Genomic DNA, 11,928 nt, shown 5'->3' on the forward strand with positions numbered 1-11,928 from the left:
GATAAAAAAACAACTATGACTTATCAGCTCATCACCATCCGACAACGACTGGAATGGACCGCTTATGTACAACGTTCCATCCACCATGATTTCCACCATACCTGGTCTTATCACTCCCTGGGAGAAGATACCGATCCTTTTCTCTTTGTTTTCGAGGAGCAGGATATTTTCATCGCTTTGCCCCTGCTCAAAAGAGCGATAGAAGGCACGGACTGGTCTGACCTCACTTCAGTTTACGGCTATACCGGCCCAATTTCCAACCGGGATTTCGAGACGCTTGACGAGGCGCTGATCGATCAGTTCAGACTGTCTTTCCTGGACTTCATGAAGCATGGCAAACATGTTTGTGTCTTTTCCCGGCTCCAGCCCTTCCTCGATCAGCCCCGCTTACTGGAAAAGATCGGCGGACTGCGGGACAACGGGCAAACGGTATACATCGACCTCCGCATTCCTATTGAAATGCAAAGGTTGAAATATGAGAAACGGCTTGCCCGAAAAATCAGGCAATTGAGAAACAAGGATTTCCAGATCAGGGAAGCAGACAGCCTTGCAGACATCAAGGCTTTCACTGCCATGTACCTGGACAATATGGAAAGAAATGGCGCCTCTTCCAGATACCTGTACGATGAAGCCTATTTTAAGCGGTTGTTAAATACAACCGAGCCTGATTGCCGGCTCATTATGGTTTACGATGGCACTACGCCGATCTGCGGGAACATCATCATGTACACCAAACATGTCATCAGGAACCATTTATCGGCCACTGCCGCTGCCTATACCCAGCTTTCCCCAAGCAAGCTCATCATCGATGAAATCAGCATTATTGCACGCCAGCTCGGGATCAGCTATTACCACCTTGGCGGAGGTTTGAATGGCAAACCGGATTCCTTATTTCAATTCAAATCGGCTTTCTCGGATCTGATTCTGGACGACAAAACCTGGTGCTTCATCGCTGATCAGGAGCGGTATCAGCAGCTCGTTGATGCAAGAATGGCTGCTGCAGAAAGCACCTTTTTCCCACAATACAGAGCGCTCATTTCCTAAAATTTAAACCTATTGACTTAAACCCAAGACTTAAACCTACCGAACCTTGAAAAACCTATTCAACTACCCTCCGGAAAAGGAGAAAGATTTTGAAACCGCCATGGATAAATATGGCTGGTTAATTTACGAAAATGCGTTAAGTCCCGAATTTGTAGAAGAGATCAACCAATCGCTCGATGATGCCTACCTCGTCCGCCGACAAATTCAGCGGGAGAATGGCATTGACCTCGACATGGCCGGAACGCTTCACCATTTGCTCGAACCCGGAAATTTCGGATTAAAATTTGTCAGTGAGCTGTATTGCGACCAGCAGATCAGGCAGTTCCTGAAGGGGAATTATATCCTGAACGGGATCAATGGTGTGATCAATTTAAAAGACGCAAGGCCTTATGTCCAGAACATCCACCGCGACATCCGGAGCTTTACCGGCGAGCTGAAGCTGATGGTTCAGATGATGGTCCTGCTCGATGATTTCACGGCACAAAACGGGGCTACCTTTTTCCTTTCCGGTTCTCATAAAACGGACGTGAAGCCTAATGAGGTTAGGTTTTTCGGAAAATCAGACCGTGCCATCGCCAAAAAGGGCAGCATCATTTTATTTGACTCCCTGTTATGGCATGCCGCCGGGAAAAACTATACCGAGCTCCCCAGACGGGCCCTGACGCTGAGCTATACCGTTCCCTACTTTAAACAGCAACTGGATTACCCCCGGTTTCTGGGTTATGATTTCGGGGAAAGCCTGTCGGAAGAACTCCGGCAGGTGATTGGATACAATGCAAGGGTCCCTGCAAACCTATATGAATATTATCAACCCCCACATCGAAGAATGTATAAACAAGGACAAGGATGAGGAAAGAACATAAAACAATTGGTGGATATATCGAACTCCAGCTTCCGGAGGGACAAGAGCATTATCCATCTTTCATTAAGCTAAATACCGGCAGGAATGCATTGGAATACCTGCTGAGGATAAAAAAATACACTTTGGTTTACTTGCCCTATTTCACCTGCGAAGTATTGCTGGAACCTTTACGACGGTTAAGTATCCCCTACCGTTTTTACCGGATCGACCGGCACCTCGATCCGGTGATTGATTTTGAACTTGAAGAAAATGCGGTTTTGCTCTATACCAATTATTTCGGGATCAAACAGGACACCGTACATGAACTTTCCAGAACGGTTAAAAACCTGATCATTGACAATGCCCAGGCTTTTTTTCATCCGCCGGTAACGGGTGTAGACACCTTCTACTCCTGCAGGAAATTCTTTGGCGTACCCGATGGCGCCTATCTTTATACCGAGAGCAATACCCGTTTATCTCTGGAAAGTGACATTTCTGTATACCGCTTTTCTCATTTGATCAAGAGCATTGACCTGAGTATAGAAACAGGATATCACGATTACCTGAAGAACAATATTATTCTCGGAAATAACCCCATCAAAAAGATGTCCGTGCTGAGCCAGAGGATCTTGTCGGGCATTAACTATGAGGATTGCTGCTCCATCAGAAATGCTAATTTCCAACATTTACACCAAGCTTTAGGCCCTATCAATCAGCTCCCCATCAACCTTGTTCCTATTGATGGCCCAATGGTTTACCCCCTGGTTATTGATCAATCCGATGCCAGAAAAGAATTAATTGCCAAAAAGATATTTGTGGCTACTTACTGGCCCAATGTATTGGAATGGGCGAGCGGGGACCTCTTTGAGCATTACCTGACCAGACACCTTCTTCCCTTGCCTGTTGACCATCGCTACGGCACCCGGGACATGGACCATATGATTAAAACCGTCAGATCACTGTTATGAATTACCAGGTTTACCTCAGGCCCCTGGCCCCCACAGATGCAGAAATTGCCTGGAAATGGAGAAACAATCCAAAAATATGGGTTTATACCAAACATCGCGCAGCGCAGCCTGTTAGTCAGGAGACAGAGCGGGAATGGATTGCAAAGGTAATCGCCAGACCGAACGAAAGGCGTTTTGCCATTTGCCTGCAACGCTCAGATCAATACATCGGCAATATCCAGCTGGTGGACATCAGGGATAACAACGCACATTACCACATATTTATCGGAGCGGAAAAGTTCTGGGGAAAAGGAATTGCATTTCTGGCTACACAACAGATGCTTAAATATGCTTTTGGCGAGTTAAACCTGCAGACTGTCATGCTGGATGTACATCATAAAAATCAGGCAGCGCTTGCATTATACAGAAAAACAGGCTTTAAGCAAATCAATTACGGCAACCGGTTTATTGACATGATACTGACCCGGCAAGAGTACCAGCGGTTAAATCCATTGTAACTAACAGCAATTATTATCTGATGAAAAAAACAATCACGATCCTGGAAAAAGAAGAATGGAAGAACTATGTTAGAAATTCTTTACAACATGATTTTTACCATACCTGGTATTACCATTCCCTTGACACTACCGGCTTGCCCTTGCTCTTTGTATACGAGGAAGGAGAAAACTACATTGCCTTTCCCCTGATCAAAAGGCCTATTTCAGATACCCCATATTCCGACCTGACTTCAGTTTACGGATATACGGGTCCTATTTCCAACCTTAAATTTGAACAGCTTGGCGCTGTTTTTCTTCGGCAGTTCAGGGCATCCTTCCTCGCTTTCCTCAGGGAAGGGCAGTTTGTATCTGTATTCTCGAGGTTGCATCCTTTTTTTGATCAGCATTTATCCATTGCCCCTATGGGTGGAATTCACCCCAATGGAAAAACCATTGCGATAGACCTGCGGATCCCTTTGGAAGAACAGCGACAAAAATACCATAAGCGGCTTCGGGAGAAGATCCGGCAATTGAAGCGCAAAGGTTATTCGGTAAGGGAATGTTCTTCCCTCGGGGACATCAGCACTTTCGCTGCCATTTATACCGAAAACATGAAAAGGATTGGTGCTTCAGATTACTACCTCTTTACTCCATCCTATTTTAGCGACCTCCACCATTCCGATGAATTTAACAGCAAACTGCTCCTGGTAGAGATTGAGGGAAAGGCAGTATGCGGCGCTTTTATCGTCTGTACCAACGACATCATTCAGGCCCATCTTCTGGGCACCATGACGGCCTATCTCCCGGATTCTCCGGCAAAGCTACTCACGGATGAAATCACTATTATTGGTCGGAGGATGGGGGCAAAATATTTCCACCTCGGCGGAGGTTTGAACTTCAGACAAGATTCGCTCTTTGAATGGAAAGCCTGTTTCTCTGACCTCATTCTGGATTTCAGCAGCTGGCGGTACATTGCTGATCCGGTCGTTTACGATTCCCTTCTGGAAGAGTTGCCGCTGGACAAATCCGCAGATATAGACTTCTTTCCCTTATACAGGTATCAGGTTCCCGCTCATTAAAAACTGACCATATGCAGTATACCCTTATTACCATCCAACAGAAAAAAGAATGGGTAGACTATATTAAAAGGTCTGCGGAATACGACTTTTACCATACCTGGCATTACCATGCACTTGACGAAAGTGGAAGCCCCATTCTTTTCGTCTATCAGGAGGCAACAGACTTTATAGCTTTCCCTTTAATCCGGCGCAAGATTGAAGATTCTACACTCTCCGATCTCAGCTCTGTATACGGTTATACCGGACCTGTTTCCAACCTTAAATTTGAACAGCTCAGCGAAGGTTTCATGGATCGTTTTAAACTGATCTTTCTCTCTTTTTTGAAGCAGGAAGAACATGTTTCTGTTTTCTCCAGGCTTCATCCTTTGTTTCAGCAATGCTTGCTTCTGGAAAGGTTTGGCGGACTTTACGACAATGGGAAGACCATTTGTATCGACCTAAGTGTCCCCATCGAGCAGCAGCGAAAGAAATACAAAAAGAACATTTATGAATCCATTAAGAAATCATGGAAAGCAGGGCTCCGGGTTGTGGAATCAAAAAAAATAGCCGATATCAGCACTTTCAGGGAGATCTATAAAGAGAATATGCTGAGGATCGGGGCATCGGATTACTATCATTTTAGTCTCCGTTATTTCCTGGATCTTTTAGGGACAGATGAATTCGATTGCCGTCTGATACTGGTCTACGATGGCGAGGAAGCCATTAGCGGATCCATCGTGACCTTTACCGGAAACATTGCGCAGTGTCACCTGATGGCTACACGGACCAAATACCTCAACAATTCGCCAGCTAAGTTTCTGATAGATGAAATCAGCCTCATCGGAAGAAAGTGCGGCATGCGTTATTATCACCTCGGCGGCGGTCTGGGCTTTAAAGAAGATTCCCTCTTTAAATGGAAATCAGGTTTCTCAGACCTCCTTTTAAACTATAAAAGCTGGAGGTTTGTCATCAATGTCCCTCAATATCAATCTCTGGTACAAAAAACAGGGATGACACTATGTAATGAGGTTGATTTCTTTCCTCTGTACCGTTATCCCATACAAAAACTCTAATCTTATGAAACGTATCTTCCAGGAGAAAGTCCATTCCAGATGGCTCATTTTATTTATTGACCAGTTTATCCTGAGCTGGGCCCTTTGTATGTCCTTGTTATTGATCCATAGAATCGACTTTATAGCTTTGCTGGACCTTAGCCACCTTGCCTATATCGTTTTGTTTCATTTCATCGCCATTCCCGTCTTTATTCTGATGGAGATTCATACCGGAATCATCCGGTACTCGAACACCAAGGATATGGTGAGGATTTTCCTGGCCGTCCTGCTGAGCAGCATGTTATTTACCGGCATCAGCAACCTCTTCATTGTCCCTTATCTTCAGCTGGAACTGGCCTGGCTGGACACCGTTCTGCTGCTCAATTTTTTCATTTCTTCCTCACTGCTCATTCTGTTAAGGATTGTGGTAAAAGGTTTATTTGCCTATTTCAAGGACCTGGAAAGTGGAGAACAAAAAGAAAAGATCCTGATCTATGGTTCTGATGCGACGGCCATTTTACTGAAGCAGGCCCTGGAAGCTTTGCAGGAAAACTGTTGTCAGGTGATGGGATTTATTGACGATGATTCCGATAAGGTGAACAAATATATCGAACAAACAAAGGTTTACCACTCCTCCTCCATTGAAGCATTAACGCGTAAACATGGGATTGAAAAACTGGTTGTAGGCAGTGATCTGCTCCGTTTGGACAGTAAAAAGAGAACCATTGAAAAATCTGTAGAACTCGGCATAAAGGTCCTTACTGTTCCGCCTTCCAGTCAATGGCTTTATGGCAAGCTTCATTTTAGCCAGCTGAAAGACCTCCGGATCGAAGACCTTTTACAGCGGGAGCCCATCCTGCTCCAGCGCCAGAACATCTTCCGGGAGGTGCTTGGGAAACGTATTCTCGTGACCGGTGCTGCCGGTTCTATTGGTTCTGAGATTGTCCGCCAATTGCTGAATTACCAACCGGAATATGTCATTTTATGTGACCAGGCCGAAACACCCCTTCATCAATTGCAGCTGGAAGTGGAAGACCTTTCTCTCGACCATAAAGTAAAGATTTATATGGCCAGCATTCAGAATCCGGAGCGGATGCAATTGCTTTTTGAAACATACAAACCGCAGATTGTCTTTCATGCAGCGGCCTGTAAACATGTTCCTATGATGGAAGACAATCCCGCGGAAGCCATCCTGACCAATGTTGCCGGAACAAAAAACCTCGCCGACATTTCTATTGCCTTTGGCGTAGAGAAATTTGTGATGATCTCTACCGATAAAGCGGTTAAACCGACCAATATCATGGGCGCATCCAAGCGTCTGGCAGAAATCTACATACAATCCTTAAATGAAAAACAGTGTTCTCCAAGGTTTATCACGACCCGTTTTGGCAATGTGATGGGCTCCAATGGCTCGGTGATCCCCAGGTTTAAGACACAAATAGAACGTGGAGGGCCCGTAACCGTGACTCATCCGGACATCACCCGTTACTTTATGACCATTTCTGAGTCGGTACAACTCGTATTGGAGGCAGCGGCAATGGGCAATGGCGGGGAGATCTTTATTTTTGACATGGGAAAACCGATCAAAATTGCAGACCTCGCGCTAAAGATGATCAAACTCGCAGGCCTATCCCCCATCAGGGACATCAAAATTGTTTACAGCGGTTTGAGACCAGGAGAAAAGCTTCATGAAGAACTCTTGCATCAGAAAGAGCAAACCATCCCGACCCATCATCAAAAGATCAAAATCTCCAGAACCATCAGTTACAGTTCTCCCTATGTAAAAGCCGTCATCGATGAGGTATTAAAGCTCAATCAGCTCAACGACAATTATGCAACGGTGAAGAAGATGAAAGAGATCATTCCTGAGTTCAGGAGCAACAATTCCATTTATGAAGACCTGGACCATCTGCTATTTGAATAAATATTTACCTTATTCTTTTTGAAATTAAGAATTAATTTTCTTATCTTTCCTATGATTAGTTCCCACTGATCTTAATGTGTAGGTAATAGTGCTGGTTTCCATATAAACCTGTAATCTATTATTCTATGATTTTAAACAAAGACGGCTTAATTGAGCGCATCGTAAGGACCAAGATTGGCATCAGTGAACTTTCCCGCTTATTGAATGTAAGCAGAACTTCCATTTACAACTGGTTTGAACAGGAATACCTCAGTATTGATGTGGTATGTAGAATCGGCCATGCTATAGGGCATGATTTTGCGAATGAATTTCCAGAGGATTTTGCCCGGGCAGGGAATAAAATTATGGCAGATCTGATGACTGGAAATGTTGATCAGCAGCAATATTACAATACCTCGGTACAATATTGGATGAACAAGTACATCACTTTACTCGAGAAACACAATGATTTATTAATCCAGCTCAACCGGCCTTCGGGTGCGGATGGCGGAATTCCCGGAAGCGTGGTATCCGGGATAAAAAATACAGGGCAGCATTTCTCGCCATTGACTCATTAGGCCTTTGCTTAAAATTAAAAGACCCTTGGGCAAATCATGGACCTTGGCACTTTTCCGAAGGCCAGGCCCATCGTCAGCTCATGGGAACCGTTTTGGTTGCTTCCTAATTTACTCGTTACATGATCATAGGAATAACCAATTCTAAACCTTTCATTGACGAAAAACTGGAAGATGCCCGAGATGGAATTCTGGTTACCGAGGGGCAGACTCGGCAGCTGTTTCTTCCAGAGGTTAAAGCCTGTCCGGTAAGAAGCGCCGATCCATATTTTATCATTAATGATGACCATTGCATTCAGGTCCGCGCTTGTCGGCCCTCTAAAATCCTCCTTAATCAGAATGCTTGGTCTGATCCTCAGGTCTTGAGAGAGATTGATCAATCCGCCCCCCATGAAGTAAGCATGGCGGCTACGGATGATATTTAAGGAAGAGGACTGGTTTCTGTTTCCGCCATCTTTGGGACCGGAAAAGATATCCAGCGCAGAGAGCCCCAAATACCAGTAGTCGGAATTGTAAAACACACCAAAGCGCAGATCAGGAACCAGATTGCTTTGGTTTCCTACCGGTACCGCCTGATCCTCTTTATCAATGGTGGTGAGCAATTGTCCTTTCAGGCTATATTGCGCCACGCCTACCCCCAGGCCAAAGCTTAAACGTTCTGTATCATCGCCATTAAGTTGTAAACGGTAAGCATAATTCACCGTTGCAGAGGTTGCAGACTGTACACCGATCTTATCGGTTGTGATCTGGAAACCCAGCCCCATCTTCCGGTCTCTGGGGTCCAGGATGCCATCGATGGAGGCAATCGCCGTTTGTGGCGCCCCCTCTACTCCTACCCATTGTGCCCTCAGGCCCAGTTGTACAAACCATTCCTCTTTATATCCTGCATAGCCTGGGTTTACACTTAGACTGTTAAATATATACTGAGAAAACTGAATATTTTGTTGTGCCATTGCGCTCCCGATTAGGTTGAAGCAGAGGTAAGCTAGTACCAGGGCATATCTGATCTTCTTCATGGTTTTAATTATCTTTTAATGAGCACCCAACTTCTGCGGGATTCTTCCTGACTTCCCTTTTTAAGCTTTAAAACATAGAAATATGTACCTTCATTTAAGCCGGCACCATCCCATTCATCCTTATAATTTTTACTTCTGTAGACCTCATCCCCCCAACGGTTAAAGATGGAGATCTCTATAGAATCGTAATTTTCTCTTCCTTTAACCTGGAAAGTATCATTCCTTCCATCTCCGTTTGGCGTGAAGGTATTCGGAATCTCCAGGTCAGGGGGAACGACATTAATCGTTACCACAGCGATATTGGAACGCAAGCCATTCTCATCATTGATCATGTAAGTAAACTTCTCTACTCCCGAGTAACCTTTATTAGGCTGATAAATGATCTTGCCATCTTTGTTCATCTGCAATACCCCGTGTAGCGGTTGCGTTTTTACGTCGATCGTGCTTACATCCAGTGGGAATAAGCTTGGGCGATCGTTATTTGCCACCGGTACCATCACCTCTACATCTGCTTTGGTTTTTGCAAAATCATCCACTGCGGCAGGATAACGGACCACATCAATCACTGTAGGATCATCATTGTTTTCATTCGTTCCAGAGATATCCGAAACCCGGTCGCCGGGCCGGTAAGCACCCGTTGCTGTTGCGGTATTTCTTACGATCCCTGCTTTCTTCTCTGCCTCTGTAATGGTGTAATTTGCCCTAACGGTTGTTGAAGCACCCGGTGCAAGGATGGCAGGCCCGGAAATCAGCAAACCAGGGATTTTAGGATCCGTCAGCTCCAGATCGCGAAGCGTAACGTTCCCTCTATTTGTGATCAGGAAGGTATAGTTGATCGTTTTGTAGTCGCTGTTTAGTACTCCTGTTTTAACCAGACGGATGACTGGTCTTTGGCGGATTGCAACATCTGCTACATCTGCTGAAGGTATTGGAACTTCTGCAGACTGAACCATTGCCACGTTTTGTACCTTTCTGATGTTTGCTGAAGGCGCTCCATTGTTGTCTAAATCAAATTGGGTAAGGGTGTAAGAAGTACGGTAAATCCAGGATTCATCTTTTTCCAGAATCCTGTTCCCGTTGTCGCCGGTAGGATTGCTCAGGACTCCTCCTGTTAAAGGGTCATTGACAACTACCTGATTGTGGTTGGCAGTCCCTGTGTTTTTAACGGTGATGGTGTAGTTAATTTTATCTCCAGCAGAGGAAACATAGTTCCTGTCGGCAGTCTTGGTAATTGAAATGCCGAGGCATACCGGAACACTGATCTTGATTTTAAATGGAACCCCATCACAACCTCCGGTTAATGCTCTTGGAGTAACTGTATACACGACCTCTTGTGGACTTGTACTGGTATTGATCAGGGTGGCATTGATGGTGTTTCCGGTACCGTTCACTGCTCCCAGTACCGGAGAATTTACAGTCCAGGTAAAGGAAGATGGGACTGCATTCCCTCCTTTTAACGTGTTGTTGATGTTGGTCTGCAGCTGATAACTGAACGAAAATTGTGTGCAGGTTAACGGGCTTAGGTTATCATCAAATCCTTTCGGAACAGGCGTTACGGTAACCGTTGTTGATCCAGAAACAGGACTGGTACATCCGGTAGTATTGGTGACTTTGACAGTGTATACGCCTATGGTGTTTACATCGTAAGTAGGATTGGTCGCATTTGGTATCAGGATGCCGTTTTTGTACCATTGATTTCCAAATGAGGAAGTTGAGGTTAAGGTAACAATGCCGCCTTCACAGAAGGTAGTGGTGTTTGATGGAGAAATACCAGGAGTTACCGGGTAAGGCACTTCGGTAACGGTGGTCGGTAAAGAGATTGGGCTGATACATCCGGCTCTGCTGGTTACGGTTAAGGTGTAGTTACCTGATTCTGTTGCAGTATAGGTTTTAGCGGTGGCACTAGGGATCAGAATTCCTTCTTTATACCACTGGTTTCCTGTTAAGGAAGAAGAGGTCAGGATGGTGCTTCCACCATCGCAGAAGGAAGTTGGGGTTCCGGCAGTGATGGTAGGGATAGTTGGGATAGGGTTTACGGTAACCACCTTCCCTGCAGAGGCAGGACTTGGGCAGCCGTTTTCGGTCACTACAACCGTATAGGTTCCGCTGGTATTCGCTGTGTAGCTTTGGGATGTTGCACCATCGATGATAATTCCGTTTTTATACCACTGGTTACCTGTAGTTTTATTGGATTTCAGAATCACCTGATCACCTGTACAGAACGTCAGGTTGCCTTCGGTAACCTCAACATCAGCTGCCAGAGGGATAAGATTAACCGTCACTACTTTCCCTGCCGAAGCCGGGCTTGGGCAACCGTTTTCTGTCACTACAACAGTATAGGTTCCGCTGGTATTGGCCGTATAACTTTGCGATGTGGCACCGTCGATGATAATGCCGTTTTTATACCACTGGTTACCTGCAGTTTTATTGGATTTAAGGACTACCTGATCTCCAGTACAGAACGTCAGGTTGCCTTCAGTAACCTCAACATCAGCTGCGCCGGGAATCAGGTTTACGGTAACCACCTTTCCTGCAGAGGCAGGACTTGGACAACCGTTTTCGGTTACCACCACCGTATAGGTTCCGCTCGTGTTGGCCGTATAACTTTGCAATGTGGCACCATCGATGATAATGCCGTTTTTATACCACTGGTTACCTGCAGTTTTATTGGATTTAAGGACTACCTGATCACCTGTACAGAACGTCAGGTTCCCTTCAGTAACCTCAACATCAGCTGCGCCGGGAATCAGGTTTACGGTAACCACCTTTCCTGCAGAAGCAGGACTTGGACAACCGTTTTCTGTCACTACAACCGTATAGGTTCCACTGGTATTGGCCGTATAGCTTTGCAATGTGGCACCATCGATGATAACGCCGTTTTTATACCACTGGTTACCTGTAGTTTTATTGGACTTCAGGATCACCTGATCTCCCGTACAGAACGTCAGGTTCCCTTCAGTAACCTCAACATCAGCTGCGCCGGGAATCAGGTTTA

Annotated in this window: 10 protein-coding genes; 8 read left to right on the forward strand and 2 right to left on the reverse strand. The window is 45.3% G+C overall.

Features of this window, described 5'->3' with window-relative positions:
• Nucleotides 1-15 precede the first annotated feature (15 nt).
• The 8 genes from BLQ87_RS29750 (at nucleotide 16) to BLQ87_RS29785 (ending at nucleotide 7,920) form a co-directional block, all read left to right on the forward strand.
• Nucleotides 16-1,044 (forward strand): GNAT family N-acetyltransferase, encoded by a 1,029-nt coding sequence (locus BLQ87_RS29750; protein WP_074612557.1) that lies wholly within the window; start codon nucleotides 16-18, stop codon nucleotides 1,042-1,044.
• A gap of 46 nt (nucleotides 1,045-1,090) precedes the next feature.
• A complete protein-coding gene (locus BLQ87_RS29755; RefSeq protein WP_083362124.1) occupies nucleotides 1,091-1,894 on the forward strand; it encodes a phytanoyl-CoA dioxygenase family protein in 804 nt (267 codons plus the stop codon).
• Nucleotides 1,891-2,853, forward strand: a complete 963-nt coding sequence (locus tag BLQ87_RS29760) for a hypothetical protein (protein ID WP_074612541.1) — start codon at nucleotides 1,891-1,893, stop codon at nucleotides 2,851-2,853. The genes BLQ87_RS29755 and BLQ87_RS29760 overlap by 4 nt, the downstream gene beginning before the upstream one ends.
• Nucleotides 2,850-3,350, forward strand: a complete 501-nt coding sequence (locus BLQ87_RS29765) for a GNAT family N-acetyltransferase (protein ID WP_074612542.1) — start codon at nucleotides 2,850-2,852, stop codon at nucleotides 3,348-3,350. Before BLQ87_RS29760 ends, BLQ87_RS29765 begins: the two co-directional genes overlap by 4 nt.
• A gap of 20 nt (nucleotides 3,351-3,370) precedes the next feature.
• Nucleotides 3,371-4,408 carry a GNAT family N-acetyltransferase gene (locus BLQ87_RS29770; RefSeq protein WP_074612543.1) on the forward strand — a complete coding sequence of 346 codons (1,038 nt, stop codon included), beginning with the start codon at nucleotides 3,371-3,373 and terminating at the stop codon, nucleotides 4,406-4,408.
• A gap of 11 nt (nucleotides 4,409-4,419) precedes the next feature.
• The gene (locus tag BLQ87_RS29775) at nucleotides 4,420-5,460 is read left to right on the forward strand and encodes a GNAT family N-acetyltransferase (protein WP_074612544.1); all 1,041 of its coding nucleotides are present in this window, start codon (nucleotides 4,420-4,422) and stop codon (nucleotides 5,458-5,460) included.
• A 4-nt stretch (nucleotides 5,461-5,464) separates the two neighbouring features.
• Nucleotides 5,465-7,363, forward strand: coding sequence for a nucleoside-diphosphate sugar epimerase/dehydratase (locus BLQ87_RS29780; RefSeq protein ID WP_074612545.1), 1,899 nt, complete (start codon nucleotides 5,465-5,467; stop codon nucleotides 7,361-7,363).
• Nucleotides 7,364-7,488: 125 nt separating this feature from the next.
• Complete coding sequence (locus BLQ87_RS29785; protein ID WP_074612546.1) at nucleotides 7,489-7,920, forward strand: hypothetical protein; 432 nt, start codon at nucleotides 7,489-7,491, stop codon at nucleotides 7,918-7,920.
• A gap of 14 nt (nucleotides 7,921-7,934) precedes the next feature.
• Here the strand turns inward: BLQ87_RS29785 and BLQ87_RS29790 are convergent, their stop codons facing one another.
• Nucleotides 7,935-8,933: a PorP/SprF family type IX secretion system membrane protein gene (locus tag BLQ87_RS29790; protein ID WP_074612547.1), complete on the reverse strand. Its 999-nt coding sequence runs from the start codon at nucleotides 8,931-8,933 to the stop codon at nucleotides 7,935-7,937.
• 8 nt (nucleotides 8,934-8,941) lie between these two features.
• On the reverse strand, nucleotides 8,942-11,928 hold a 2,987-nt coding region (locus tag BLQ87_RS29795), incomplete at its 5' end, for a DUF7507 domain-containing protein (protein WP_143010588.1).

This window comes from Pedobacter steynii (genome assembly GCF_900103665.1).
Classification (GTDB): Bacteria; Bacteroidota; Bacteroidia; order Sphingobacteriales; family Sphingobacteriaceae; genus Pedobacter; species Pedobacter steynii.

Bases quoted from the DNA above. Each gene is read 5' to 3' on its own strand.
- BLQ87_RS29750 (WP_074612557.1), top strand. From the start codon at position 16: ATGACTTATCAGCTCATCACCATCCGACAACGACTGGAATGGACCGCT.
- BLQ87_RS29760 (WP_074612541.1), top strand. From the start codon at position 1,891: ATGAGGAAAGAACATAAAACAATTGGTGGATATATCGAACTCCAGCTT.
- BLQ87_RS29765 (WP_074612542.1), top strand. From the start codon at position 2,850: ATGAATTACCAGGTTTACCTCAGGCCCCTGGCCCCCACAGATGCAGAA.
- BLQ87_RS29770 (WP_074612543.1), top strand. From the start codon at position 3,371: ATGAAAAAAACAATCACGATCCTGGAAAAAGAAGAATGGAAGAACTAT.
- BLQ87_RS29775 (WP_074612544.1), top strand. From the start codon at position 4,420: ATGCAGTATACCCTTATTACCATCCAACAGAAAAAAGAATGGGTAGAC.
- BLQ87_RS29780 (WP_074612545.1), top strand. From the start codon at position 5,465: ATGAAACGTATCTTCCAGGAGAAAGTCCATTCCAGATGGCTCATTTTA.
- BLQ87_RS29785 (WP_074612546.1), top strand. From the start codon at position 7,489: ATGATTTTAAACAAAGACGGCTTAATTGAGCGCATCGTAAGGACCAAG.
- BLQ87_RS29790 (WP_074612547.1), bottom strand. From the start codon at position 8,933: ATGAAGAAGATCAGATATGCCCTGGTACTAGCTTACCTCTGCTTCAAC.